Raw genomic sequence first — 24,877 nt, forward strand, 5'->3', positions numbered from 1 at the left:
AAAAATTGCTGCAATGGAGGAAAGAAGTCAAATGCATAACTTATCCAGTGCAAAGGATCTCGACGCGTTGATCGAAGCTGCAGGCGACAAAAAAGTGGTAATGCTCGGCGAAGCATCCCATGGAACACACGAATACTACACCTGGCGCACGGCCATTTCAAAAAGACTTATCGAAGAATGCGGGTTCAATTTTATTGCCGTTGAAGGAGATTGGCCCGATTGTTATAAGATCAACCGGTACATCAAGGGTTATAAAGATGCCGGTAATAACATCCATGAGGTTTTGCAGGTATTTGACAGATGGCCTACCTGGATGTGGGCCAACTGGGAAACCGCTGCCCTGGCCGAATGGCTGCGCGAATACAACCAGCGCTTAAGCATGGAAAAGAAAGTAGGTTTTTACGGACTGGATGTTTACAGCCTGTGGGATTCCATGGATGCAATGGTTAAATACCTCGATAAAGAAGACGGTGAAGCGGCTTCGTCGGTCAAAGCGGCCATACATTGTTTTGAACCCTTTCGCGAAAGGGAACAGGCCTATGCATATTCTTTAAAGGAACATAACTGCCGCGATACGGTGCTGGCACTGCTCAAAGAGATCCGGATGAAAGCGCAATTCCTCAATGGCGAGCGGGAGGCTGGTTTCAATACCGAACAGAATGCATTGATCGCGGTGAACGCAGAAAAATATTACAGCAGTTTGATCGGCTTCGATAACGACAGCTGGAACATTCGCGATACCCACATGATGGAAACGCTGGAACGATTGCTGGCATTTCATGGCCCAGACGCCAGAGGAATTGTGTGGGAACATAACACCCATATCGGCGATGCAAGGGCCACAGACATGAAGCAGGAAGGCATGGTGAATATTGGTGAATTAGGCAGAAAACGATATGGTGAAGAAGAGGTCTTCCTGGTTGGCTTTGGTTCGTATAAAGGCACTGTTCTGGCAGGTGAAGCCTGGGGCGCTCAAATGGAGGAAATGGATGTGCCGCCTGCACGGCCGGGCAGTGTTGAAGAAGCCCTGCATTTACGCGGTAGCAATGACCGTTATATGATCTTTAAGGAAGAAACCGATCGCTTGTTTGATCTGCGTATAGGCCATCGGGCAATTGGCGTTGTATACGACCCCGGAAGAGAAAGGTTTGGAAATTATGTGCCCACGATCCTGAACCAGCGCTATGATGCCTTTGTGTATATCGATACCACGCAGGCTTTGCATGCCCTGCATTTGCCGGAAGGCCATCAAATGCCGGAAACATATCCATTTGGGGTTTGAGCTTATTGCTGCCCCATACGTTGTTTCAACATAGCCAGTTCGGCCTCAATATTTACCAGGCGCTTGTAAATTTCACCTGGTCCGGGCAATTGCCTTGTCCAGCGTTCTACTACATACCAGATCTCTGCTACTTCATCCACATCCAGCACGATCGTAGGAAATTCCCCGGCATGATTATTATCGCTTTTGACAATGATCTTTCCTTCATGATACCGGTTGATCAATCGCTTGATCAATATTCCCTGGCTGCGGGTAACCAGCACATATACCCGGTCATCACGAACATCTGAAATGTCGGCCCAGCGCGAGATTACCCGGTCTGCATCCTGCAGGGTTGGGAACATGGAATGACCTTCCACTTCAAAAATGCGGTAGGTGCCGTTGGTATAGCCGGGCAGGCGGTATGCTGATAAGGACTGAATGAATTGAGGATCTCCGTAACCTAACATATACCCTGCCCTGGCTTTTACGGGAACGTATATAATGTTCTCTTCACCCTGGCTGTCCATGGTGATGATCTTGGGCGCCTGAAAACGGCGAAAAGGAAAAAGCGTGCTGCCTACTACCGAAACCGGAAATTCATCAGTGCTTTGATCCGGCTCGTTTTCAGTGATTTTGTGACTTTCTTTTTGCTCATCTTCTTCCCTGTATTCCACCAAACCGCCTTTTGCAAGGTCAACGCTCACCAGCTCATCGATCGAAATGTCGAAAAATGAGGCAATTTTTTCTAATGTTCCCAAATCTGGCTCTGAATGAGTTGTCTCGTAATTAGAAAAGGTATTACGCTTCAAACCCAATGCGGTGGCCACTTCTGCCTGAGTCAGCCCTTTTTTCTTCCTTAAGTAGGAAAGGTTGGGTGCAAAAAAAGTCGACATAAAGTAAAATTTTTTGCCTCAAAAGTTGGTAATGTCCAAAATTGAGGCATATATTTGCTGTATCGAAAAACGATACAAGTATGCAGGGGGCTAAAAGTATGCAAAAAAATAACGAAACCGTACTACGCAGGCGCGATGTGGCTGCGCTGGTCGCAGAAATCCATGGGGTTACTGCCGATCATGTGAGAAAGGTGATACGGGGTGATCGTGACAATGTGCAGATAATGGCCACCTACATGCATATTATCGAGAACGATAATTTACTGTTACGTGCTGCAAAGAATATCGTGCCATTTACTACAGACCCAAATGCAGGAACATGAAATATCGATAGCCTGATCCTGGCTTCTTCTCCCGGGCTTTTTTTCTGATACTGCTTCTTGTGCTGACTGATCTTTTCCAGACGCTTTTATTGTTTGACCCTTTAAAACGATGAACTAAAATTTATTAATAACATATTCTATACCGGTTGGGCAAATGGCCTGCCAGCGTATAAAACGGCTTATTAATCGATCTATTAATGTATTAAACCGCCTTAACTTATGACACAAATGTTATTACAAAGAAAAGCAAAGCCAAGCTATAAAAACGGACATGCCATGACCGTACATACGAGAAGAGAGCTGTCGATCGTAAGCCATGTTATTACCCGTGCCCAGCATGAGATCCAGGAACAGGCTGGTATTGATGTGATCCTCATCCCCCGCTATTCAAATAAACTGGTGGAAGAGGAAGTGAAACAACTCTTCGAAGCCATGTGCGATTGCTGGAATGTGCAACTATCATGGGTAAGTGATAAAAGCCGGGCGAACGACCGGCCAACCATGCGAAAATTATTGTGGATGGCAGGCAAGAAAAGATTCCCGCATATCTCTTACAGCCTCCTGGCTAATCTTACAGGTGCTACTGATCACGCAGGTGTGATCAAGGGTATCAGAAGTGGATATAACTGGTTGAATGTGCAGGATGAAAAGATCCTGAAATATTATGAACCTGTGAAAAACTATTTCAATGAATGCCAGGAAGAGCCGGTATAACTGCTCTTCCTCCTTTTCACAGGCTGAAGGAATCAATTTCATAACCATAAAAAATTTAAACATGTTCCGCGAAAAAAAGAAAGTGATCATCAATGTAAATTATGATCAGGCCCAGGAGGCTTCTGCCCGTTATGCTGAGATCTCAGCCCGGCTCAACATTATCGAAGCGCAAATGAATGAACGTATCAACAACATTAGAAATCAGTTCCAGGATGAGATCATCCAGCTCACCCTGGAAAAAGAACAGCAAATGGATCTGTTGGAGATCTACGCAAAAGAGCAAAAAGACAGCTGGGGCCGCCGTAAAAGTCTTGATCTGTTACATAGTGTGATCGGTTTTCGTACAGGAACGCCCAAGGTCACCAAAGACCGCAAATTCAGCTGGGACGATGTGCTGGAGATGGTTAAAGAAAAATTCCCTTCATTGGTTCGGGTAAAATGCGAACTCGATAAAGAAGCCATCATTGCCATGCGCGAAGAGAAACAGTTCCAGGATCTGCAAAAGACCTGTTTTATAGATGTAGTGCAGGATGAAACCTTTTTTATAGAACCCAAGTTGCAGGCATTGTTACGCGTTGCTTAAGCGCAATAAATAATGGGGCCTGATTTAAAGATCTTGTTTCATAGCTAGTAAGTAGAGCCGTTCTGTTTCTACAGGATGGCATTTAACTTTTTCTGCCGGCCGATAGAATAACTTCATACACAAATAAAGGAACAGCCCAGCCAAACCAGAACAGGGAAGGTGAAATGTCTTCAAAACTTCCCAGTTTTTGAATAAAAGGCATTTTCAACAGCAGGCCGGAAATAAGAAATGCGACAGTAACAATATAACTCCGGGTCATCCATTCTTTGTGGAGTTTGAATTTTCTTTTAATAGCGCTTCTATATGCAATATAAGTGGAAATGATCCACACGCTTACCCATACCTGTGCGGAAAATGCATAAGGGCCATTCACGGCATAGGCGGTGGTATAAGCTAAGACCACAGCACAAATGGAGCTGACTAATACGGCCAGCAGGTACAAAATGCCAAGGATGCGGTGCAACCTCCAGTTATCTTGTTGAAACCGCTTCCAGAACTGTAAAGGACCTAACAGCAGGGCGCCGCCACCGGCTGTTATATGAGCGATGAGAAACCACCGGAATTTAAAATATTTGCCCAATGCTTCGGGGGTTAGTTGCAAATAATGGTCGGCCCCATGCATGAAAGTGTACGTTAATACAAGAACGCCCAGCCAGGAAAATATAGGCAGAATATCTGCCGTGCCCCAATTCTTAAATTGTAAATTTTTCATATTGTGTAGATTCGATGAGGCAAAGTTTCGGCAAGCGTCAAAAAGAAAAAATAACCGATTAATTATTCCTATACCGAAAAATTATTCAGTATGGAATAAAGCTGTTCCGGCGGCGGGATTATGCACGGAATGAATTAATTTTAAGCTAAAAAAAACATGTACGAGCGGAAGATAAAGGAAGACCTGGATTGTGGGATTGTCGTAGCCATGAAAGTATTTGGCGCCAAATGGAAGCCCTGTATCATCGATGCCATCAGCCGCGGTATAAAACGGCCCAGCGAGCTGCACCGGGAAATAACATCAACCAGTGCCCGCGTCATTGATATGCAGTTAAGTGAGCTGGTCGATTATGGAATTGTGAGCAAGAAAATATTCCCCGGCTTTCCTTTATGTGTGGAGTATTCACTCACGGAGGTAGGCGAAACCATAGTGCCTATTTTGATGCAGTTGAATCAATGGGGATTGAAGAATAAAGACCTGGTTAAGAACAAAGACAATCAGCCATTACATGTTGAATTGCCCGCCGAAGCAAGATTCATCCAGCCCCGTAACTGTTTAGCTAATAATTGAATTTGACATAAAAATAGAAAATCCCGGTCTCCATGGAGACCGGGATTTTCTATTTAAAAATGTTGATTTAGTAGGCAAACCAGCCAACGCCTTCATGAAATCCTGCGGAACCGAATTAAATTAAATTAATAATTGACGAAGCGATGAATATATTTTAGCCATTTTAATTTTTGTTCAAAACTGTCCATATCACAAACCAGGGCTTTTCGGCTCAGTTTTGTAAGCGCTTCGAAACTAGATATACCGGCTGTCACCTGCCTGAGCTGCGCAAGCGAGATCCATCCCATGGCATGCAGGGAATGAATGGTAATGGCGAATTTTTGTTTGTTCTTTACTGTATAAGGCAATTGCCATAGCTTATGATTGATCAACGCAATTTCGGCCAGGAACCGGGCCTGCAGCTGTTCAAAATTCAGGTACAGGTTAGGGAGGGTGTACACCCCATTGTGCACATCTTTCCAAACATCAAAGGCGTCGTTGGTCAATTGCATAAGGCCGGCGATCGGGTACAGTATTTCCAGTACTTGTTGATCGGGGTAATGGTCGAGCACCGCGCAAAATAACAGGATGGCATAGTAGCTTTTCTTATAGGTGATCTCGTAGAGCTCTTCCTCTGTTATGGTATTATTTAATTGTTTTAAAGAAGCTCTTTGCCAATAAGAGACCTGCTGCAGCTGCTCAATAAATAATTGCCGGTTCGGAGTAATTTCAAGGAGGGCCAGGTAAAGTTTTTTAACCAGCAGATCGGTTTTTGTTTGCGGAACATATGTTTCGGGCTTTGCCACCAGGGAAGCGATCTGTTCGTAGTGCAATATATTGTCATCAAAGAGATCGTCGAACAAAGGACCGAACACACTCAATAAGATGATCCGTTTGTGTTCGCCGGAGTCTGGTTTGTTTCCGGTTAACTGGTACAGGTTTTCGCAGACCAGGTTTAGGGCCAGTTGCCAGTATTTGGTAATTCTTTTTATGTCTCTGGGCGAAAAACTTTGCTGGTAGTCAGGAACAGTGTCCGCTAAAATGATGGGCAATTGCTTGTGAAGCCATTTTTCCTGCCTTTGAACCCGGCGGTACAGCGACACCACGTTGCTGAGAATGCGAAAATAGCTGACGGTTGCGGGATTGTTTTTCATACTGGTATTATGAGATACGCCCGATCCGGTTGCCGTCATGAAAATTGCCTGTTTTATTAAAACTTAAAGGTCGCCTATTTGAGCGACCTTTACAAGTATGTTCCATCCAATCCTTCTTATTTTCCTATGATCGTCCAGTCATGACCGCCAAATCCTTTATTGATCCATTCATCCATCAGGGCGGCAATGGCCGGCATCAGCAGCAGCTGGTCGCCGCTTTGTTGGGTGGCGTCAATGAATAATTGCGTGTCTTTCCGCGCCATGTTCAATTCCCAGGAAGGTTGCGAATGGTCGGCGCCGGTCATGCGTTGCAGCCGGGCCGTTACAAGTGCCCCCGGGTTCCAGGAGCCGAACAGGGTCAAAAGATCTTCCAGGGAAACACCAAGCGCTTTCGATAATGTGAGTGTGTCTTTTAAGCCGGCGGTTAAGCATACGAGAAAAGCATTACCGGCCAGCTTCATAGCGGCGGCTTTGCCAACTTCGGCACCGAAATAAAGAAGTTTTCCGGTCATCTTCTCGAGCGAAGGTGTAAGGTCGCTGATTATTTTTTCGTCGCCCGATAGTAACATAAAGCCGGTTCCGTCAAGCGCGTTGGCCGGTCCCATAAATACAGGCGCATGTTGAAACGTAAATCCTTTTTCTTTCCATACCCGGGTTCTTTTTATGGCGCCTTCTTTAGAAGTGGTAGTGTGATCAATGATAATAGCACCGGGGTGAAGTGCTGGTTCGGCGGCCATTAACACTTCATCAACAGCGGTATCGTCCTTCAGGGTAAGATGTATTTCGGTGGCGCCCCGTACCGCATCCTGCACCTGGGTAAATGCCCTGGCGCCCGCTTTTTCCAATGCCTGTGCTTTTGAAGCGGTCCGGTTCCAAACATGCACGAATTCTCCCCTTCTGAGCATCGCCTGCACAAAATTTGACCCCAATAACCCCATTCCTAAAAATGCTTTCATGATGATGTTTTTGCAAAGATTGGGGATTTTAGGAAAACAAGCGGCCAACTTTTTAAATGGATCGCCGAAGCTGCCAACACAGTTAACCCGCATGGTGAAACCCGGCGCTAACTTATTGGTCGAATTGAAGTAAAAAAAGTATGGAAATGAATAGAGAAATGTCAAAACCATACTATTTATAGTCATGCAATGACGTTTCTTAGGTAATTGGCTGACTATTTTGATCAGTTGTTGCGGTACGACGCTTAATTTGTATAATGCCGAAGGATAAGCGCTACAACACGGTAAAAAAGCTGATAACAGCCGGATTTATCAAAAGCTTTTCAGAGATCCTGGAGACCGTACCTAAAACGGTCATTGCCCAGGACCTGGGCATGCACCATCAAACCTTCGGTAAACTAATAAAATATCCGGAAAAGTTTACGTTCAAAGATGCTTTTCGGATCGCTTCACTCATTGAGGTGGAAGAACAAACGATCATGAATTTGATCTATGAGCAGTATGTCCTGGGAATAAAAGTCAAGCGCAAGAAGTAATGATACTCACAAAGACGAATCAGGCCTGCAATTGCGGGCCTTTTTTGTTGCCCTTCAAAAAGAAGGTATCTTTAGCGGTAGAATCTAATTTTAACTGATACTACGATGCATTACAGGGATTTTAAAGGTACAAAGATTGCAGAGGTGGGGCTTGGCACGTGGCAATTGGGCAGCGCCGACTGGGGGCAGGTAGATAAAAGGCTGGCGTTTGAGATCTTGCAGGCCTATGTTGATGCCGGTGGAAATTTTATAGATACGGCAGATGTTTACGGAATGGGAGTTAGCGAGCGGTATATCGGCGAATTTTTACGATCAACAGACAAGGAAATATTTGTAGCAACCAAGCTGGGGCGGCGCCACGACGGTAACAACGGCTGGCCACAGAACTTTACCTATGATGCGATAAAACGCCATGTAGAAGATTCGTTGAAACATATAGGTGTTGATCAGTTATTTCTTGAGCAGCTGCATTGCATACCTACCGAAGAATTACGGAAAGGTAAAGTGTTCGATCATTTGCGAAAATTGCAAAGTGAAGGACTTATAAAACATTTTGGCGTAAGTGTAGAAACAGCTGAAGAAGCATTTATTTGCCTGGAACATAAAGACGTTGCTTCTTTACAGATCATCTTCAATCTTTTCCGCCAGCACCTGGCCGATACATTTTTTGCGAAAGCGCAACAGCAGCAGGTAGCGCTGATAGCCCGGGTGCCTTTGGCAAGCGGACTGCTAACCGGGAAGTTCAATGCACAAACCACATTTGCAAGCAATGACCACCGCCATTATAATGCAGATGGCGCATCCTTTAACGTGGGTGAAACATTCTCAGGCGTATCATTCCAAAACGGCGTTGTGCTGGCCGAACAAATAAAAGCGCTGCTGCCCGAAGGAAATTTTGCCACCCAGGCTATCCGCTGGATACTGGATCATCCGGCTATAACGACTGTAATCCCGGGAGCCACCAAACTCAGCCAGGTACAGAGCAACGTCGCCGCTTCTTCTCTGGCGCCCTTAGGGGAGGTTACCCATAAAAAGCTTCGTGCATTATACGATCAAAAGATAAAGCCACAAATAAGAGGCGTTTATTAAAAATAACAGAACCTGGTTGCTGGTGCTTTTAAAATTCCGGCTGCCAGGCAAAATAATTGTACATGGACGCCACTATATCATCGGCGCTGGCAAACTGGATACCGTATAAGCTTTCCTATGATGAAGGCCGCACGTACTGTGAATGGCTGTACACGGGCGGACAATCATTTACGGAGCCGTTTTTTGGCGACACCATCAGCAAATTGCGCCAGTTAAATTACCGCAGGCAGAAAAGCATTAGCAGTACAGACATTTTGCCGTTATGGTCAAATGACATCGAGAGCATTCCTCCATCTGCGTTCATCTTCCATGTATCAAGGTGCGGCTCTACGCTGGCTTCCCAGCTACTGGCTGTAGACCCAAAAAATATAGTGCTGTCAGAAGTCCCTTTTTTCGATGCATTGTTGCGGTCAGAAAAAATGGGTCATAAAATGCTGAAGGCTGCAATGGCTTTTTATGCACCTGCTAATAATGAAAAACAATGCTTATTTATAAAGACGGATAGCTGGCATATCTTCTTTTACAAACAGCTCAGAGAATTATATCCCAAAACGCCTTTTATATTACTGTATCGCAGGCCCGATGAAGTGATAAGATCACAACAGAAACAACGGGGAATGCATGCGGTACCCGGGTTGATCGATCCTGCCTTGCTGGGATTTACCGAAAATGAAGTACAGCAGTTGAGCATGGACGAATATATAGGCAGCTTACTGGAGAAATATTTACAGGCCTTTATCGATATATTGGAAAAAGATAAGCTGGCTATTCCAATCAATTATAATGAAGGTCCGGTGGCGATGGTAGAAAAGATAGCAGCCGCTTCGGGTGCTCCCATCGGCGCAGCTGAAATGGAAAAAATTAAAAGCCGTGCCCTGTATCATGCAAAGTACCCCGAGCGGGTATTTGCTGAAGAAGCGATCCGTGACCCGGTACCTGCTTATTGCAGGGCGGCTTATGAGAAGTATGAAGCCCTGGAGGAAATAAGGAATTCATAGAATTTTTGAACAGACTGCTCAGCAGTTTCGCTGCTGGTATCTATGACCAGATCAGGTTTTGCCGGAATTTCATAAATGTCATTTACACCGGTGAGATTAAAGATCTTATCCGGGTGATCGTCGTTTAATAACGCCCGCTTATACAGTCCTTTGGTATCTCTTTTGATGAGCACCGGAATATCGCATTTGATCCATACTGTTTTTGTTCTGTAATTATTGGTTAGCTCATTCCTGGTGGCTTCAAAGGGATTGATGGCGGCAATCAGGACGATATCTGCCTTATCTTTTAATGCCCAGGCTGCCTTACCAAGCCTTCGGATATTTTCCATTCTGTCCTCCTTCGAATAACCCAGGTCCTTGCAAAGGGTTTTTCGGTATGCATCTCCGTCAATGATCTCAATTTTCAATGCATGTTTTTCCAGCAGGGATCTTACCCCTTCCACGAGGGTGGTTTTTCCTGCCCCTGAAAGTCCGGTCAATTGTATGATCATAGCACTGGTCAATAAACGAATTCAGGAAATCTTTGTAGTTTTATCAACATGAGCATCATAAAACATGCGTTGTTGAAAATTCCTGTTGCAGTCAAAAGTATTCAAAAAGAAGTTGAAAAGCTGCAATCAGGATACTGGATTCCACATTTGAACAAAAAAGAGTATGAAGGCAGGTGGGATGTGTTATCGTTCCGTTCGCCAGGTGGTGGACTGAACACATTTGCTGAATCACTAAATAATGAAGCGTTTGCAGACACCCCGTTATTAGAACAGTGTCCATCCGTTCGCTCACTGTTATCCAGCCTGCAATGTGAGAAATTATCGGCCCGCTTATTGAACCTGCAGGCAGGAGCGGTGATCAAAGAGCATACCGACAAGGAACTATATTACGAAAAGGGTGAGGTCCGGCTGCACTTTCCCATTTTTACCAATCCTTTGGTTGAATTCTACCTCGACAACGAAAGGCTACAGATGCAGGAAGGCGAATGCTGGTATATCAATGCCAATTTGCCGCACCGGCTGGCCAACAAGGGAAACACTAACAGGATCCACCTGGTTGTTGATTGTAAAGTAAATGAATGGCTAAGCGGGGTTTTCAATGATGCCATTGCCAAGGCAGCGCTAAGCGAAAAAGAGCTTTTTTTACGCGATAAGCACAAGATCCTTCAAACGATCAATGAACTGAGAAGGCAGGCCGGCGGTGCAGCGGCTGACCTGGCCAATGAACTGGAGCGGCAGCTGAAGGAAGCAGAGAAATGAGAGGGTCCGTTTTTCGGTCTATTGGGTCTTGCCATTCAGCTTCTTCCTGATCGTTTCGGAAAAGACTAATGTTCCTTTTTTATTCAAATGGTAGGGATCGCCAAAAAGAGAATTAGGCAGGCCAAGCGGGTCTTTTACAATGAATAATCCGGTATGTTGATGCTGTAATTTTTCAAAATAGGCATTTACGGATGATTCAAGTTTGGAGTTGGTATAAGAGGCGAAGGAAGCCTGGTTCATAGGGGCGATGGCCAGGAACACAGTTATCTTTTTTTCAGCTGCAAGATCCATTAGTAAGTTTAAATAATATTGATTGATCGGTTTCGGGTTATAGTGGTAATCAGGGTTTACCCCATCTGTATTATTGCTGTCAGCTTCCCCAAAGTTCATATAGCCCCGGTGATCTCTTAACTGTTTTATGATCTTTTCCTTTTTTACACGGACCTCAGTCTGTGAGCTAAATAAATTATTGAGCCCATCAATAAATGTCTCCCGATAAGAGAACGGGAAATGCAGGTATTTCAGTTTTCTGTCGAATTGCTGCCATTGCAGGTTAAACGAGCTTTTTGTTGCATTGCCATGGAATACATAGTTATACTTTTTTTCAACAAGCTCAAGGTTCTGCAATTCTTGATAGGTTAAAAACCGGAAGGGGATGGTGCGTTGGGTAAAATAGGGTGAGTTTTCGGCTATATAGTTCAACCCATATACCATAACTACGGTATCTACTCTATTGTGCAGCAGGTACCTTTTTAAGGTAATGTAACCTTCCAGAAAATCGCTTCCGGGAATAGATAAATTAACCCATTGTTCGCCGAGCAGATTGGGATTGATAGAAGCGTTTCCCCGAGAGTCGCCGATTATTATATTTTTAAATTCGGTTTTCTTATTGATCTGATCATACTGGTAGCTGCAATAGTAATAATCCAATGCAGGTGCGCCGAGAAAGTAAGGAGGTTTTATTGAAATGAATAAGAAAATGATAAGCCCTGATAAGCCTGTTACCAGCAGCAGGTATTTGATTATTTTGATTAAAAACTTGTTCATTAGCTTAAAACTGAAAGTAGATAAAGTTGGTCTTTTTGCCGAAGTAGAATATTATTGAGATCGCTACAATAATGTAAATGATGCTTTTATATTTCCTGGGCATTTTTAAATTGCGCTCATCCCGCCGTAACCACCAGTCGCCGGCTAACAAGGGAATAATATAGTAAAACAGCGTAGGATTACATGCAAGCGGCTGTTTATAATTGGTGATAATGCCTTTTAAATATCCCAGCGCCTGCTTCATGTCATGAGCGCGGAAGAATACCCAGGCAACACTTACAAAGGCAAAGGTGGTTCCCATTTGCCAGCATTCTTTCAGGCTTGGGTATTTGCCGTATTGCGCCACTACATCAGAACTATGTCTCCGGTTACGGCCCAGCAAAAGCAATGGTAAAAAGCCACAGGCATGAATAAATCCCCAGGCAATAAAATTCCAGCTGGCGCCATGCCAAAAGCCGCTGATGAGGAAAATAATAAAGGTATTTCTTACCGCTTTCAATGTCCCTTGTTTAGAGCCGCCGAGCGGGATGTATACATAATCTCTGAACCAGGAAGAAAGAGAGATATGCCAGCGGCGCCAGAACTCCGCAATGTCACGGGAGAAATAAGGAAACCTGAAATTGCTTAACAATTCAAATCCAAAGAGCCGGGCCGTGCCCAGGGCAATGTCGGAATAGCCGCTAAAGTCGCCATAGATCTGAAAGGAAAAAGCAATGGCGCCAATGATCAGGGAGACCGTGTTTTGATCCTGGTAATTGCTGAAGATATTATCTGCAATAGCGGCAAGACTATCAGCTATGACCACTTTTTTGAACAGGCCCCATAAGATCAGGCGACAGCCTACAACGGCCTGCATATAATCAAAAGATCTTTTTCGCTGGATCTGGGGGAGCAGATGATTGGCTCTTTCAATGGGACCTGCCACCAGTAATGGAAAAAAGGATACAAATACCGCGTAATCTACAAAGTTTTTGACCGGTTGCTGTTGCTGCCTGTAAATGTCGAATATGTACGACATACCATGAAAGGTATAGAACGAAATGCCAATAGGTATTGCAACCTGTAAGAGAACCGGATTGAAATGAAGGCTGAGTAATTCAAATGCCTGCTGAAATTGAGTAACGAAAAAATTATAGTACTTAAAAACGGCCAGTATGCCAAGGTTATTAATGATGCTCAACCACAAAAAGAGTTTGGCTTTTTTTTTATTGGGAGAAGCAACAGCGAAACCATACAGGTAATCGAGCAAGGTGCTGGCGCCTAATAAGATCAAAAATTGCCAGCTCCACCAGCCATAAAAGAAATAGCTGGCCAGCAAAACCAGGAGATTCTGCCAGCGTACGGATCTGTTGAAAACGAACCAATACAGGATAAAGACGGTTGGCAGGAATAATAAGAATTCGAACGAGTTAAATAACACTAAGCAATTACAGTTTGAGTACTAAGATGGCGCAAATTTGAGAAATATTATTAGGTTTTGCCCAGTTCAGATAGAGGAAAGGCGCCAGAGCGGTTAGCTGGATATTATATTATGGGTTTTAACTATGCAAGTTGGATGGAGGCAGCAGCGGCCGGTCTGAATGGCATTAAATGGTTCATGAACGGCCATAAAATGTCTTTACGCCCTTTCATCATTGGAAATACATGATTCTGCCATCCATCATTGAGCGATGAATTGTGTTGGGACCACCGTCGAATTCCTATTTCCGGGGCGGCATACTGTCACGGGGATGCATGCTGTCAGTCACCATTGCGCCGGTATCGCGGCTGATCACCGATCCGCCGGTAATTCCATTGGGGTGCTGGGTAGTGTTTTCAATGGCCCCGGGCGCTTCTTTCGTTTCTTCATTGTTACTATTACAAGCGAGCAGACAAGCCAGGGCTATGCAGAAACTGTACTTTTTCATAATGCTGGTTTATAGGATTGCTATCAAATATCTTACCAGCAGGTGCTAAGCATCTCCCCACCGGCGTACAAGTTGGTAATAGGCTGATCATGAGAGGTTTTGCCAATAGTTTAATTAAGGGGGAAGCCGGCCTGTGGTGCTTTCATAGCTCATATTGTCAGCTTCATACCGCACTATGCCTTTCCGCCACACGATTTGGTATGTTTGTAGTATGAAGAAGTATTACCCGGCCACGGGACTGATCATATCATTTTTTATAGCATTGATGGGCTATGTGCTGCGGTTGAACCGGGAAGATATGCGGTCATCGGTGCTCACATTTTCTTCTTCGGTTATAAATGCGTTTCTCAGCTGGTTGCTGATACAATTTCTATTGCAATGGCGCAAACCATCGGGTTATGGATGGAAGGCTGTGCTGGCCATTGCAGGTTGTATACTCATTTCGCTCTTGTCATTCACCATTACCCGGCCTTTTAGCGAGGTGCAGCATCGTATGGGCGCTTTTGCCAACATGCGTGCCGTATATTTTGTGCTTTTCATGCGCGGGATTGTGGTAGGCGGGTTCTTATTTTTTATAGCATACCTGTTCCGCATGTCGGCCATCGGCCGGCAGGCTGAACTGGAAAACGAACGACTGAAAAAAGAAAACCTGCAGGCCAGGCTAAGCCTCTTACAGGAGCAGGTGAGCCCGCATTTCCTCTTTAATTCCCTGGGTACATTGCGAAGTATGCTGCACGAAAAAGCGCCCCGGGAATTTATTCAAAACTTGTCTGACGTGTACCGGTATTTACTGAATAACCGTATGGCCGACCTGGTGGTACTAAAGGCGGAACTTGATTTTACGCAGGCTTACCTGCATATATTAAATGAACGGTTTGAAGATGCGTTGATCACTGAGATCAATATTGCCGGCAGCGACCTGAAGAAACGGCTTCCACCCGCCAGCTTGCAGTTGCTGGTAGAGAATGCCGTGAAACACAATGTGGCCACGGCCGATGCCCCACTCAGGATCAGTATAAACACAAATGACAAAGGGTGGCTCACAGTAACCAATTCGATACAGAAAAAAAACAAGGTGCGGGATAGCCAGGGCAGCGGGTTGAACAATATCCGGGAACGGTACCGCTTACTCGCGGGGCTGGATATTATAGTGGAAGAGACCGGTACCCATTTTACCGTACGTATTCCCCTGTTAACATAACACTATGAATATACTGATCATAGAAGATGAAGCAAAAACAGGCCGGGAGTTGAAAGAAATGATCCAGCGGCTTGACGAGAAGCTGAGCGTGGTGGGCATGGTGCCTTCTGTAAAGGCGGCTGTTGATTGGTTAAATAACAACCCATCTCCGCAACTGATCCTGTCGGATATAGAACTGGCCGATGGATTGAGCTTCGAGATCTTTCAGACCGTGCAAATATGTTGTCCCGTCATTTTCTGCACTGCATTCGACAGTTATGCCATAGATGCTTTCAGTTCTTATGGTATCGATTACCTGTTGAAGCCGGTAGATGAAGATAAACTGGCTGCCAGCCTTCGCAAATACGAGCTGATGAAACAGTGGATGGCGCCAAGGCAGGGCGTCGATTATGGACAACTGGAAGCTGTTCTCGCAAAATTGCAAACCGGTTATAAAAGTGGTTTGCTGGTGTTCAGTAATGAGAAGATCATTCCTGTAAAGACGGCCGATATTGCTTTTATCCATTCTGCAGGCGGCAACGTAAAAGTGTATACAAAAAACAAACAAAGCTTCCAGATCAATGAAGTGCTCGACGAACTGGAGCCTCAACTCGACCCTTATCAATTCTTCAGGGCGAACCGCCAATACCTGGTAAACCGCGATGCGGTAGTAATGGCCGAGCATTTCTTTAACCGGAGGCTGGTGTTGAAATTAAATATTGAAACTCCGGAGCAGATCATCATCAGCAAGATGAAAGCCCCGGAGTTAATGGCATGGATGCAACGGTGAATACAGTCTTATTCCAATTTGAATCGCTGGAAGAAGGACCAGATGAGATCGTTTGCATTGATAACCTGTGAAGGTATGTCGGCCCTGGATCGTACCTGTTTGCCACCCGGCCAGGCATGCCCGCCATCCTGAGTTACATAATGCGAAATAAGCACATTGCCCTGGGCGTTTGTCCACTCAAGCTGCTTATACTGCGCATTATCTACTACCACCCTTGCATTGGGTAAACAGTTATTGCGAATGGCCCAGCCATTCAACACAGAATCGATTGGTGGAAAATAATAACCCAATGCATTGCTGCCGCCATAATAGGGAACTATTCTGTCCAGTGCCGAATGCAAATGAAGGATCGGCATGGGACCTGGCTGATGGGCCGGGGCTGTGTACACCATCGATGCGCTTACCGGCGCAATAGCGGCTATTTTATTTGACAGCTCGGCAGCCAGGCGGTAGGTCATCATACCTCCGTTCGACATGCCCGTTACGTATACACGTTTGGGATCGATAAGGTAAGTACGGGTCATTTTATCTATCAACTGGCTAATGAACGATACATCATCTATGCCATTTTTCATGGCGAAATCACAGCAGCTGCCGGCATTCCAGGAACGCAAATGCAATACGCCATTACTCGCAACGCCATTGGGATAAACTGCCACAAAGCCCGATGCGTCTGCTTTTTCCGAAAATTCATAATCCCGCTCGAACTGGGATGCGCTGCCACCAGTGCCGTGCAGGGCGATCACCATGGGATAGGCCCTAATGGTGTCGGAATAGTAAGCCGGTGGCAGGTTTACAATATAGCTGCGGTGAAGTCCATTTACTGTTATGGATGCCTGAAAATGCCTGGGCGGCGGCGCCGTGTCTTTACCACATCCGGTGGCCATCCAAAACAGTGAAATTCCTGCAATGATGTCAACGATTGTTTTCATGCTTACTGTTTTCTACTGTTTTTAAGTTCCGCACGCATTTCTTTCTGCATTTTTTTGTACGTCTCGTACTGGCTTGCATCTAACACCGCTTTCATCTGCCGGTCTTTTTCATCGTTCATCTTACGATAAGCTTTCAGCTTGGAAAGTTTGGAGCCGCCAGATTCTTTTAGTGAAGCCAGTCCCTCGAAATAGGTTGTATTGATGGCTTTTACTTTTTCTTCCTGGGCTTGGGTGAGGTTGAGCTTTACTTTGTACTCTTCGTACTTTGACTGTAATTCTTTTTTGCGCTCATCGCTAAGTTTCGATTGGGCATTTGTAATCATGGAAAGGCTTACTGCCAGGGCCAATAACAAGAATCTGCGTGATGGTTTCATATTGAGTTTATTTTTTTGTGCGAATCTGACGTGGAACAGAGGGCGTGGTGTGGGGAAAAACGGATAAAAAGGACAAAACGGAGGATGAAAAGTCGCAGGTATAGTGAATGAAATTTCACTAATTTTGCAGCCATGAGGATGGCTCCAACACTTTAATACTTCTTCTTTTCCAGTTCAGCTGTGATATAACTATCGCATATATTTCCTATTGTTTAATATTCATCCTTATTATCATTTTATGGAAGAAGTATTGAGTTCCAGTCAAATAAAACAGTTTATTGAAGAAGGTTTCGTTCGCATCGACAATGCATTTCCTCCTGAGCTTGCCGCTGAGGTTCGAAGTATTTTGTGGAAAGATATGGATGCCGATCCCGGCGATCCATCTAGCTGGACGAAACCTGTTATCCGTTTAGGCATGTATTCACAGCCGCCGTTTATACAATCAGCCAATACCCCAATATTGCATGCTGCCTTCGATCAATTGGTTGGAAAAAGCAAATGGATACCCTGCCGGAGCATGGGCAGTTTTCCGGTTCGTTTTCCATCAGCAGTAGATCCTGGTGATACCGGTTGGCATGTTGATGTAAGTTTTGGCGATCATCCAACCAATTTTTTAGAGTGGCGGGTTAACTGGCGCTCGAAGAATAGGGCATTATTAATGTTATTTCTTTATTCTGATATTGGAGAAAAGGATGCGCCTACACGAATAAAGGTAGGGTCGCATTTGGACATTGCCCGCTTGTTGAAACCTCACGGCGAGAGTGGTTTATCTCTTGTAGAGCTGGTTGAACATTTTCCTTTATTGCCACAAAGGGACGAGATAACGGCTACCGGTAACGCAGGTACTGTATATCTGTGCCATCCTTTTTTAGTACATGCCGCACAAGCACACAGCGGGAAAGAGCCGCGATTTCTGGCCCAACCTCCATTACTACTTAAGAATGACTTAATGCGGGAAGGCGAAACGGGCAATTTGTCTCCCGTTGAAGCCGCGATACAAATGGGAATAAGCGCCTGACGAAACAGAAAGCGAGGGGTTTTAAGCACCTCGCTTTCTTACTTTTATTGCTCGCTCCTGCTGCTGGCCATGTGTTGAACCCAATCTTAATTAACGCTACAGGTTTTTACAGATCTGCCCGGCTGCATTCCCATTTTAATATTTTTTAGGAAATGGATTAAATTTGAGTAAGACCATGACAACAACATCAATCAAATCCGCAAACAAATCTGATCAGGAACAAGCGATTGCCGTCATTACGCTGGCATTCGCCACAGATCCCCTTTCCAGGTTTATTTATCCCGATCCTCATCGGTATTTAAGTTATTTCCCTGAAGTGGTGGGGCTGTTTGCGGGCAATGCTTTTAAACAGGGCACTGCTTATTATGTTAATGCTTTCTCGGGGGTGGCGTTGTGGCTTCCACCAAACGTGCATCCACGTGAGGAAGAAATGGAGGCACTGCTTAAACAAACTGTTCCTGAGCAGATTCAGGAAAATGTTTTTGCTGTGTTAAAGCAGATGGGAGACTATCATCCGGCGGAACCACACTGGTATTTACCAATGATCGGTGTTGACCCCAGTCACCAGGGTAAGGGGCATGGGTCGGCGCTCATGCAACACGCGTTAACGCGCTGCGACCAGGAAAATAAACTCGCATATTTGGAAACCGCGACTCCGCGGAACATTCCGCTGTATAAACGTTATGGATTCGAGTTATTGGCCACTATTCAAATTGGATCGGCTCCGCCGGTTTATCCAATGGTGAGACAACCTCGGGAGCTGTAACCCGTTCTTTAACGCCCATATTGTTCACATTCCCCACAGTTTGCACACAAGAGTGATTTACCCTGGTACTCGTTAGTAATTGTCGATAATATAGATCAGGATAAGTATTCATAAATTTTCACATCATAGGGAAGAATAATTTATGCGGCATTACGTTGATGGGTTGTATTTAGCCCCAGATTGAACAGCAAAACTGTCTATAACAGTTAATTAATGAATTATAAATGTAGTTTGAGTTGTATAACTAACTAAATCCTTCAAGCTTAATTCTTATTATCCCCCTTTTAGATACCATTTTTGTAAATTTTACTTTTATTATGAAAAAAACAACCGTATTGCTCTTGATCGCAGCACCGATCGTATTCAGTGCATGTAAGAAATCCAACGACTCTGATCCGGAAAACAATCCATCCATTTACGAATTGCCTTATGACAAAGAAGGTGTAACCGCCAATAAAGCCTTTATGGAGTCTGAAGGCCGGGATTTTGTTAAAAAAATTGATGATTTAAGTTCCAATCCTGCTATAGAAGCACTAAAAAACTTCAATAAGTTGGAAGCTCCTGAAATAGACATAACGGTAAATGCCTTTAGAAAAGTAACAGCCGGATCGCAGGAAATAGAAGCCCTAAATCATGTGCTATCCACACTAACTACAGAAAAGAAATCATATATTCTAAGCAAGGCATTTGGAATTTACAACTATAACCAATCTACAAAAAAGTGGGATCGGACTGCTTCCAACGACAAAATTGAATTTCATTTTCCTGCTACAGAGAATGGAAATACGAACAATACTGTCTTGACTATTACGTATAAGAATTCTGGAAAATCCTATGTGGAGAATAGTACGAAATACGACTATGTGTACAATCCTCAAACGGGCAACTACGATGTTGTTGAAATAAATACAGAAGAGACCTATGAATTGCCCTCCGAGCTAATGGCCAGAATGACGATTAACAGTTCGGAAGTGATGAAGCTGTCTTCAAACTATTCTTACCATGAGGATAAGCTCCCTCAATTGATTAATGTAAACCTTTCACTCGGATCATATACCGCGAATTTGGAAACGAAGAATGACAATAAGCTGGCCGGTTTTAAATTTAGCTTCGGCAAAGGGGCCGAAACTTTAATGACTTTCGAAACCAACTCTAACTTCAGTTCGCTGTCATATGACAATCTGGTGAATTCGAAAGATGACGAAACGTTAGATCTGTTCCTTTCTGCCAACACAACATTTACAGCAGGCAACGTAACGATGGGTGCCCAAATTGATTATAAAACGATGCATAATGAACTGAAAACAGTCCGCGACAAAGAGCCTGTTTCTCCAAATTGGGACACTTATTTCGGAGGCATCAAATATCCTAATTATAATGACTACGGCAGTTATGAAGAATACCAGAAAGCGTTGAACGAGTATTATGCGAAATGGGAAGCTGCAAATAACCTTTACGAGGTCGCCTATCAAAAGTATGAGAAAGATCGTGAAGTGTATGAAAAAGAGTATTATACGTTGTTGGCAAGTCTTTTAAACAAGCACGCTGCTGCAGTAGTCGTAAACACAAAAACAAAGAAGAAAATAGCAGCAGTTACCTTTCAGCTAAAAGATGATGTATACCAATACGGCAATACAACTGTACATTATTATGATGTGGAACCTTTGCTTGTATTTGGAGATGAATCAAAAATCAGCTTTGAAGTATTTGGAGAAACAGGTTTTGATAATCTGATCGACGATGTCGAAGCTTTGCTGGAGAAATTTGAGCACTAAGGCGCCTGGCGCTTAGCAGATAATATCGACATGCCATCACGCGAAGCGTGATGGCATTTTTATTCAATGATCAGCTTGTCAACCGAAGAATTGGCGCCATACCAGATACCGGCACCATTTCCTTCAATATTACCAGAAAAATCGGAGGAGTAGTTCAGAAAAGAAAGTGCAAGACCTTGTTGCGAAACAGCAGACCATAAAGAATAACTTGTTGCGGAAACGTTAGATACCTTTATTGCTATTGTATCACCTTTTGTATAATACCTGGAAGAGTTCATGGAATCCAGTATCGACCGGGTCCTCATCATTGATACAGTAAATTGTTTGCCCGCCTGATCAATAGCCTTGATTCCTCTGGGAGTGGTTGCATAGAAGTCATGTTGAGCATCCAGCTTCGTAAACAGGAGGTAATTAGCCTCGGGATTTGCATTGTCAACATTTACGGCAGGCTGAGCCTTTTCCGGATCAAGCCATTCATAAGCGCCTTTAATTGAAGGCTTATAAAGTGGGATCTCTGTTTCGGAAAGAAGAACATCATTGTTATATTTGACTTCCAATTTGTACTTCTGACCTGCCTTTCCTTTCAGAGAATTACCAACATAAAATAAATAAGGAAAAACCTTATCATTGCGCGTCAATGTCAGAATTTCCTCTTCTCCTCCGCCAGAGACCTTTATGGTTGCCCAGCGCACAATAAGCGCTTCGAGTTGCTCCTCATCGATAACAAAGTTAGTGGGTATGTTGTGCATCACTTTCACCACAGGAACTGCTCCATGCTCGATAACACCTTCAACTACAAACTTAGGGTCAAATTCTTTTTGGGCAGCTTCCTTAATGCATGCAGAAAATACCGTACCTGTGATGATTGTTAATAGTAATTTTTTCATAGTAGTTCTAATGAGTAAGTAAGTGCAGGTAAGAGGGGCAAACTTGCGCCATCTTTTTGGATCATTTTAAAGGCATTGTTATTTTGAAAATAATTCCGGTCATAACTTTGGTATATATAAATTGGATTAGAGCGATCGTAAACATTGATAATTGAAAGGCCCAGGGTTTGCCTGCATTTACTGGTTTTTTTCAACAGCCAGTTCACGCCTGCATCCAACCTGTGATAGGCATCCATCCGGGCACTGTTTTTGGCGCCATACTCCGCCAATACGGAATTGCCAAAATAATACATCCCTACTGTGGGTGTATATGCGCTCCCGCTATTGTACATGAAACTAACTGAGAAAGATATTTTCGGAGTCAATTTATAGGAATTCACAATACTTAAATTATGCGGCCGGTCGTAAATATATTTATACCATTGCCCGTTATTGATTGCATCAAATTTCCTGAAGCTTCTTGAATAGGAGTAGTTTACCGTGAAGTAATTGCGGGTGGTGATTAATCTTACAAAAAAATCGGCTCCGTAGGTAACCCCATCACCATTTTCTATTCCACTGGCAATATCATTGCTTTCATTTAAAGAGATGATGTTCCCATTAAATTCTTTTAAGTCAGACAGCCATCTGTAATAAACATCTATACTATATTCGATCCTGGCCCCTGCGTAACGATATCCGCCGGAGGCTTCCCGGATCTTTGAAACAGAAAGATTCCGGTTGGCATGAATTACGTAATCAACGGGCAGGTTAATATTTGTAAGGCCAACCTGGTGTATCGGCTGATAAGCCATCGATAAACTACAGAAAAAAGAATTCCTTGCATCCATCAGATAGGATACTGAAAGTGCCGGATTTATAAAAAATGGGCTTTCAACAGATGAAACTGTAGAAAGATTCAACGAGCCTTCCAGTTGAATTTTTTTCGACAATGGAGATCTGGCGTTCAAAAAATATTTAAATAAATGCTGATTACTTTTATACCGGACATTGCCACCAGATTGAGCAGGCTGTCCCTCATTCTGAAGGGTAGTGCCTAAATCATCCATCATATAAAGGAAGCCTGTTTCCACCGAGCGGCGCGATTTTCGATAAGCGAGGGTGGAATTTATGCTTAAAGTTCTTTGATGATTGAATAGCGCGAACTCTTCGCCATACAGATCAAATGCAACGCGGGTATTGTACCTTGAGTATCCAATATTATTTTCCCATTGCAGGTTTTGCCGGAGATCTGCAGTATGCGTTATGCCCATAACCAGATTTCCCCAATCCATACTATTTTTTGCCCTCTGCTCATACAGATCAAACATAGCCTTATCTCTACCCAGGTATAAGAAGGCTTTTATCTCATTCTTGTTGAAAACCCTTTTGGCGTTCATGTTAAAGTCGAACAGGTCATAATTCATGCCTTCTAAATCCTTTCCCGTTTTACTTAATACAGGCCATAGTGTTTTATTCATAAAGGTATTCCTCCAGAATATTTCCATCATCTGAATAGAGTCCCGTTCAATTCTGGCGCCTACGCCCAGATGAGCCAGGGAGGCTTCTGCTTTAATAAGGGTAGTATCTCTGACCTGCCAGTTACTATTTATATCAATGTAGCCGGATAATTTCCCAAAATACTTTCCGGGAACAACGCCCGTGTACATCTTCAGGTGTTCAACAACATTATTATTAAATAAAGGGAATAATCCGAAAAGATGGCTTGGGTTATGAACGAGGACCCCATTGTAAAAATAGCCATTGCTTCCTGACGGAAGCCCTCTGTACTGCACACCCGAATTGGCATCGCCGCCATTGCCAAAACCAGGAAGGAAGCGTATTGATTTTAAAGGATCTGCTATCCCCATTACCTTTGGTGCCAATTCTATCTGCTTTGCGCTTAATGTAAGCGTGTTCACTCCATTAATTAACTGCTTTTGTCTGGATACTGTTACGGTATCCATATTTTTAATCGTGTCCGCTACAGACTGACCATATAGGAGGTTGTAGAAGAGCAATGAAAGGGTAAAGGTTAATCCGGTTTTCAAGAATTCAGTTGATGACGTTAATGACAAATTGTTGTGAAATTACAATTACGCTTCGATAATTGGTAGCCATGCTGCATGTTTTATAGAGCGTGTATTTTTAAATGGTTTATCAGTGAAGAAGGCCATCTTTACCACCGCTTCTTCCATGGCAGGCAAAAGATGAAGTTCTTACCCTTCATGAATGCAGACATAAATGCAGTTAAAAAAACACCTGGAGTCGTTAGTTGAAAATAACTACCTCCGGCAAGAGGGCGAAGGTAAAGGGGATCAAGTCAAATTGTTGGGGGATTAGGTAGTTAAGCATAGATTTTCTGGAGTCTGAATAGGAAGAAATTAATGTCTCGAACTCCCCGTGCAGAAGATCTAAAGGCTTTAATTTTTGCATTGAAGGATTCGGCAGAAGCGTTGGTACTTCTGTTATTAAAGTAATTCAATATACTTTCGTAGTGAGTTTCAATGGAGCGGTACACGGTTCTGAAAGATTCAATTCCTGCATCTTCAACCTCATTGAACCATAAGGCCAATCGTTTAAACGCCTGCTCTTTACAGGTGCAGTAACGGAAGATGTCGGCCAGCTTCATATACATATCATAGGCATTCTTTATTGCTGGATAACGCTCAAACATCAGGGTTGCCCGCTGCTTCTGAGAAGGCGTCCAACAATCTTTATGCTTGAATAACAGGTAGCGGCTGCGTGCCAGTAATTGTTTGGGAGAATCGCCATTGGGCAATAAGTGAGGTATGTAAGGAATGCCTTGTTTTTTGGCCCGGGCAATTTGCTCATTTTCTTCATCTATAGCCTGCCAGCGGTGTTTGATACGGATTTCCTGAACAGCCTCTGTAGCCAGTTGTTGCACATGGAAACGGTCTACGACCCGGTGCGCATAAGGGAAACAGCGTTTGACAATCAGGTGCATACCAGCTGCCATATCCAAAGTCACCTCTTGCACCCGTTGTCTCAATCGTTTGTTTATGCGTTGTAATACTTCGATCACCTTGTCTGCCTGGGTGCTTTTGATCATGGCAACAATGGCGCCTTTACGACCTTTGGCTTCTTTATTGGTGACCACGGTGTAGAGTTCATCATTGGACAATGCAGTCTCATCAATACTTAAATGAGTGCCCATATTCTTCTCAAAAAGCATCCATT

The 24,877-nt window shown here is 43.9% G+C and carries 27 protein-coding genes; 14 read left to right on the forward strand and 13 right to left on the reverse strand.

Annotated features, from left to right (window positions below):
* The first annotated feature begins 13 nt into the window (after window positions 1-13).
* Entirely contained in the window at window positions 14-1,282 is a 1,269-nt protein-coding gene (locus JT717_RS23725) for an erythromycin esterase family protein (protein WP_240348390.1), read from the forward strand.
* Between the two features lie 2 nt (window positions 1,283-1,284).
* Here JT717_RS23725 and JT717_RS23730 read toward each other — a convergent pair whose 3' ends face one another.
* Window positions 1,285-2,157: an XRE family transcriptional regulator gene (locus tag JT717_RS23730; protein WP_205513525.1), complete on the reverse strand. Its 873-nt coding sequence runs from the start codon at window positions 2,155-2,157 to the stop codon at window positions 1,285-1,287.
* A 98-nt stretch (window positions 2,158-2,255) separates the two neighbouring features.
* On the opposite strand from JT717_RS23730, the gene JT717_RS23735 reads away from it, so the two are divergent.
* The 3 genes from JT717_RS23735 to JT717_RS23745 all read left to right on the forward strand — a co-directional run bounded on the left by JT717_RS23735 (window position 2,256) and on the right by JT717_RS23745 (window position 3,777).
* A complete protein-coding gene (locus JT717_RS23735; protein ID WP_205513526.1) occupies window positions 2,256-2,480 on the forward strand; it encodes a hypothetical protein in 225 nt (74 codons plus the stop codon).
* Window positions 2,481-2,699: 219 nt separating this feature from the next.
* Window positions 2,700-3,194: a hypothetical protein gene (locus JT717_RS23740; protein ID WP_205513527.1), complete on the forward strand. Its 495-nt coding sequence runs from the start codon at window positions 2,700-2,702 to the stop codon at window positions 3,192-3,194.
* 61 nt (window positions 3,195-3,255) lie between these two features.
* Window positions 3,256-3,777 carry a host-nuclease inhibitor Gam family protein gene (locus JT717_RS23745; RefSeq protein WP_205513528.1) on the forward strand — a complete coding sequence of 174 codons (522 nt, stop codon included), beginning with the start codon at window positions 3,256-3,258 and terminating at the stop codon, window positions 3,775-3,777.
* Between the two features lie 82 nt (window positions 3,778-3,859).
* Here the strand turns inward: JT717_RS23745 and JT717_RS23750 are convergent, their stop codons facing one another.
* Window positions 3,860-4,489 carry a DUF2306 domain-containing protein gene (locus JT717_RS23750; protein ID WP_205513529.1) on the reverse strand — a complete coding sequence of 210 codons (630 nt, stop codon included), beginning with the start codon at window positions 4,487-4,489 and terminating at the stop codon, window positions 3,860-3,862.
* 156 nt (window positions 4,490-4,645) lie between these two features.
* On the opposite strand from JT717_RS23750, the gene JT717_RS23755 reads away from it, so the two are divergent.
* On the forward strand, window positions 4,646-5,059 hold the full coding sequence (locus JT717_RS23755; RefSeq protein ID WP_205513530.1) for a winged helix-turn-helix transcriptional regulator: 414 nt from the start codon (window positions 4,646-4,648) through the stop codon (window positions 5,057-5,059).
* Window positions 5,060-5,184: 125 nt separating this feature from the next.
* Here the strand turns inward: JT717_RS23755 and JT717_RS23760 are convergent, their stop codons facing one another.
* Together JT717_RS23760 and JT717_RS23765 are read right to left on the reverse strand one after the other, a co-directional pair.
* Entirely contained in the window at window positions 5,185-6,231 is a 1,047-nt protein-coding gene (locus JT717_RS23760; protein ID WP_205513531.1) for a class 1 isoprenoid biosynthesis enzyme, read from the reverse strand.
* 77 nt (window positions 6,232-6,308) lie between these two features.
* On the reverse strand, window positions 6,309-7,148 hold the full coding sequence (locus tag JT717_RS23765; RefSeq protein WP_205513532.1) for an NAD(P)-dependent oxidoreductase: 840 nt from the start codon (window positions 7,146-7,148) through the stop codon (window positions 6,309-6,311).
* Between the two features lie 257 nt (window positions 7,149-7,405).
* On the opposite strand from JT717_RS23765, the gene JT717_RS23770 reads away from it, so the two are divergent.
* The 3 genes from JT717_RS23770 (at window position 7,406) to JT717_RS23780 (ending at window position 9,771) form a co-directional block, all read left to right on the forward strand.
* On the forward strand, window positions 7,406-7,684 hold the full coding sequence (locus JT717_RS23770; protein ID WP_205513533.1) for a hypothetical protein: 279 nt from the start codon (window positions 7,406-7,408) through the stop codon (window positions 7,682-7,684).
* 105 nt (window positions 7,685-7,789) lie between these two features.
* The gene (locus JT717_RS23775) at window positions 7,790-8,773 is read left to right on the forward strand and encodes an aldo/keto reductase (protein WP_205513534.1); all 984 of its coding nucleotides are present in this window, start codon (window positions 7,790-7,792) and stop codon (window positions 8,771-8,773) included.
* Window positions 8,774-8,835: 62 nt separating this feature from the next.
* On the forward strand, window positions 8,836-9,771 hold the full coding sequence (locus JT717_RS23780; protein WP_205513535.1) for a sulfotransferase family protein: 936 nt from the start codon (window positions 8,836-8,838) through the stop codon (window positions 9,769-9,771).
* Here JT717_RS23780 and cysC read toward each other — a convergent pair.
* Entirely contained in the window at window positions 9,729-10,262 is a 534-nt protein-coding gene (gene cysC / locus JT717_RS23785) for an adenylyl-sulfate kinase (RefSeq protein WP_205513536.1), read from the reverse strand. The genes JT717_RS23780 and cysC overlap by 43 nt on opposite strands.
* Window positions 10,263-10,334: 72 nt before the next feature.
* On the opposite strand from cysC, the gene JT717_RS23790 reads away from it, so the two are divergent.
* Entirely contained in the window at window positions 10,335-11,021 is a 687-nt protein-coding gene (locus JT717_RS23790; RefSeq protein WP_205513537.1) for an aspartyl/asparaginyl beta-hydroxylase domain-containing protein, read from the forward strand.
* Between the two features lie 18 nt (window positions 11,022-11,039).
* Here the strand turns inward: JT717_RS23790 and JT717_RS23795 are convergent, their stop codons facing one another.
* From JT717_RS23795 to JT717_RS23805, 3 genes are all read right to left on the reverse strand, one after another.
* Window positions 11,040-12,068, reverse strand: coding sequence for a hypothetical protein (locus JT717_RS23795; RefSeq protein ID WP_205513538.1), 1,029 nt, complete (start codon window positions 12,066-12,068; stop codon window positions 11,040-11,042).
* A 4-nt stretch (window positions 12,069-12,072) separates the two neighbouring features.
* Window positions 12,073-13,488: an MBOAT family O-acyltransferase gene (locus JT717_RS23800; protein ID WP_205513539.1), complete on the reverse strand. Its 1,416-nt coding sequence runs from the start codon at window positions 13,486-13,488 to the stop codon at window positions 12,073-12,075.
* Between the two features lie 280 nt (window positions 13,489-13,768).
* Window positions 13,769-13,975 carry a hypothetical protein gene (locus JT717_RS23805; protein WP_205513540.1) on the reverse strand — a complete coding sequence of 69 codons (207 nt, stop codon included), beginning with the start codon at window positions 13,973-13,975 and terminating at the stop codon, window positions 13,769-13,771.
* 211 nt (window positions 13,976-14,186) lie between these two features.
* Between JT717_RS23805 and JT717_RS23810 the strand changes: the two genes are divergently transcribed.
* Window positions 14,187-15,176, forward strand: a complete 990-nt coding sequence (locus JT717_RS23810; RefSeq protein ID WP_205513541.1) for a sensor histidine kinase — start codon at window positions 14,187-14,189, stop codon at window positions 15,174-15,176.
* A 4-nt stretch (window positions 15,177-15,180) separates the two neighbouring features.
* A complete protein-coding gene (locus JT717_RS23815; protein WP_205513542.1) occupies window positions 15,181-15,945 on the forward strand; it encodes a LytR/AlgR family response regulator transcription factor in 765 nt (254 codons plus the stop codon).
* Between the two features lie 8 nt (window positions 15,946-15,953).
* Here the strand turns inward: JT717_RS23815 and JT717_RS23820 are convergent, their stop codons facing one another.
* Both JT717_RS23820 and JT717_RS23825 read right to left on the reverse strand, forming a co-directional pair.
* Window positions 15,954-16,877, reverse strand: coding sequence for an extracellular catalytic domain type 1 short-chain-length polyhydroxyalkanoate depolymerase (locus JT717_RS23820; RefSeq protein WP_205513543.1), 924 nt, complete (start codon window positions 16,875-16,877; stop codon window positions 15,954-15,956).
* 2 nt (window positions 16,878-16,879) lie between these two features.
* Window positions 16,880-17,251, reverse strand: coding sequence for a hypothetical protein (locus tag JT717_RS23825; protein WP_205513544.1), 372 nt, complete (start codon window positions 17,249-17,251; stop codon window positions 16,880-16,882).
* A gap of 238 nt (window positions 17,252-17,489) precedes the next feature.
* Between JT717_RS23825 and JT717_RS23830 the strand changes: the two genes are divergently transcribed.
* The 3 genes from JT717_RS23830 to JT717_RS23840 all read left to right on the forward strand — a co-directional run bounded on the left by JT717_RS23830 (window position 17,490) and on the right by JT717_RS23840 (window position 20,810).
* Window positions 17,490-18,269, forward strand: coding sequence for a phytanoyl-CoA dioxygenase family protein (locus JT717_RS23830; RefSeq protein WP_205513545.1), 780 nt, complete (start codon window positions 17,490-17,492; stop codon window positions 18,267-18,269).
* Window positions 18,270-18,444: 175 nt separating this feature from the next.
* Entirely contained in the window at window positions 18,445-19,035 is a 591-nt protein-coding gene (locus JT717_RS23835; RefSeq protein ID WP_205513546.1) for a GNAT family N-acetyltransferase, read from the forward strand.
* A 317-nt stretch (window positions 19,036-19,352) separates the two neighbouring features.
* Window positions 19,353-20,810 (forward strand): hypothetical protein, encoded by a 1,458-nt coding sequence (locus tag JT717_RS23840; RefSeq protein WP_205513547.1) that lies wholly within the window; start codon window positions 19,353-19,355, stop codon window positions 20,808-20,810.
* 59 nt (window positions 20,811-20,869) lie between these two features.
* Here JT717_RS23840 and JT717_RS23845 read toward each other — a convergent pair whose 3' ends face one another.
* The 3 genes from JT717_RS23845 to JT717_RS23855 all read right to left on the reverse strand — a co-directional run.
* The gene (locus JT717_RS23845) at window positions 20,870-21,697 is read right to left on the reverse strand and encodes a DUF4249 family protein (protein ID WP_205513548.1); all 828 of its coding nucleotides are present in this window, start codon (window positions 21,695-21,697) and stop codon (window positions 20,870-20,872) included.
* The gene (locus JT717_RS23850; protein WP_205513549.1) at window positions 21,694-23,643 is read right to left on the reverse strand and encodes a TonB-dependent receptor plug domain-containing protein; all 1,950 of its coding nucleotides are present in this window, start codon (window positions 23,641-23,643) and stop codon (window positions 21,694-21,696) included. Before JT717_RS23850 ends, JT717_RS23845 begins: the two co-directional genes overlap by 4 nt.
* Before the next feature lie 380 nt (window positions 23,644-24,023).
* A partial coding sequence (locus tag JT717_RS23855) for an ISAon1 family transposase (protein WP_205513550.1) occupies window positions 24,024-24,877 on the reverse strand: 854 nt, incomplete at its 5' end.

The sequence above is a fragment of the Longitalea arenae genome (assembly GCF_016924755.1).
In the GTDB taxonomy this organism is placed as follows: domain Bacteria; phylum Bacteroidota; class Bacteroidia; order Chitinophagales; family Chitinophagaceae; genus Niastella; species Niastella arenae.

What these genes read in the sequence shown, in the direction of transcription:
- JT717_RS23820 (WP_205513543.1), bottom strand. Translation starts at nt 16,877, where the DNA reads ATGAAAACAATCGTTGACATCATTGCAGGAATTTCACTGTTTTGGATG.
- JT717_RS23810 (WP_205513541.1), top strand. Translation starts at nt 14,187, where the DNA reads ATGAAGAAGTATTACCCGGCCACGGGACTGATCATATCATTTTTTATA.
- JT717_RS23805 (WP_205513540.1), bottom strand. Translation starts at nt 13,975, where the DNA reads ATGAAAAAGTACAGTTTCTGCATAGCCCTGGCTTGTCTGCTCGCTTGT.
- JT717_RS23735 (WP_205513526.1), top strand. Translation starts at nt 2,256, where the DNA reads ATGCAAAAAAATAACGAAACCGTACTACGCAGGCGCGATGTGGCTGCG.
- JT717_RS23775 (WP_205513534.1), top strand. Translation starts at nt 7,790, where the DNA reads ATGCATTACAGGGATTTTAAAGGTACAAAGATTGCAGAGGTGGGGCTT.
- JT717_RS23755 (WP_205513530.1), top strand. Translation starts at nt 4,646, where the DNA reads ATGTACGAGCGGAAGATAAAGGAAGACCTGGATTGTGGGATTGTCGTA.
- JT717_RS23840 (WP_205513547.1), top strand. Translation starts at nt 19,353, where the DNA reads ATGAAAAAAACAACCGTATTGCTCTTGATCGCAGCACCGATCGTATTC.
- JT717_RS23850 (WP_205513549.1), bottom strand. Translation starts at nt 23,643, where the DNA reads ATGGATACCGTAACAGTATCCAGACAAAAGCAGTTAATTAATGGAGTG.
- JT717_RS23845 (WP_205513548.1), bottom strand. Translation starts at nt 21,697, where the DNA reads ATGAAAAAATTACTATTAACAATCATCACAGGTACGGTATTTTCTGCA.
- JT717_RS23750 (WP_205513529.1), bottom strand. Translation starts at nt 4,489, where the DNA reads ATGAAAAATTTACAATTTAAGAATTGGGGCACGGCAGATATTCTGCCT.
- cysC (WP_205513536.1), bottom strand. Translation starts at nt 10,262, where the DNA reads ATGATCATACAATTGACCGGACTTTCAGGGGCAGGAAAAACCACCCTC.
- JT717_RS23765 (WP_205513532.1), bottom strand. Translation starts at nt 7,148, where the DNA reads ATGAAAGCATTTTTAGGAATGGGGTTATTGGGGTCAAATTTTGTGCAG.
- JT717_RS23760 (WP_205513531.1), bottom strand. Translation starts at nt 6,231, where the DNA reads ATGACGGCAACCGGATCGGGCGTATCTCATAATACCAGTATGAAAAAC.
- JT717_RS23770 (WP_205513533.1), top strand. Translation starts at nt 7,406, where the DNA reads ATGCCGAAGGATAAGCGCTACAACACGGTAAAAAAGCTGATAACAGCC.
- JT717_RS23830 (WP_205513545.1), top strand. Translation starts at nt 17,490, where the DNA reads ATGGAAGAAGTATTGAGTTCCAGTCAAATAAAACAGTTTATTGAAGAA.
- JT717_RS23745 (WP_205513528.1), top strand. Translation starts at nt 3,256, where the DNA reads ATGTTCCGCGAAAAAAAGAAAGTGATCATCAATGTAAATTATGATCAG.
- JT717_RS23815 (WP_205513542.1), top strand. Translation starts at nt 15,181, where the DNA reads ATGAATATACTGATCATAGAAGATGAAGCAAAAACAGGCCGGGAGTTG.
- JT717_RS23825 (WP_205513544.1), bottom strand. Translation starts at nt 17,251, where the DNA reads ATGAAACCATCACGCAGATTCTTGTTATTGGCCCTGGCAGTAAGCCTT.
- JT717_RS23835 (WP_205513546.1), top strand. Translation starts at nt 18,445, where the DNA reads ATGACAACAACATCAATCAAATCCGCAAACAAATCTGATCAGGAACAA.
- JT717_RS23740 (WP_205513527.1), top strand. Translation starts at nt 2,700, where the DNA reads ATGACACAAATGTTATTACAAAGAAAAGCAAAGCCAAGCTATAAAAAC.
- JT717_RS23730 (WP_205513525.1), bottom strand. Translation starts at nt 2,157, where the DNA reads ATGTCGACTTTTTTTGCACCCAACCTTTCCTACTTAAGGAAGAAAAAA.
- JT717_RS23725 (WP_240348390.1), top strand. Translation starts at nt 14, where the DNA reads ATGGAGGAAAGAAGTCAAATGCATAACTTATCCAGTGCAAAGGATCTC.
- JT717_RS23780 (WP_205513535.1), top strand. Translation starts at nt 8,836, where the DNA reads ATGGACGCCACTATATCATCGGCGCTGGCAAACTGGATACCGTATAAG.
- JT717_RS23795 (WP_205513538.1), bottom strand. Translation starts at nt 12,068, where the DNA reads ATGAACAAGTTTTTAATCAAAATAATCAAATACCTGCTGCTGGTAACA.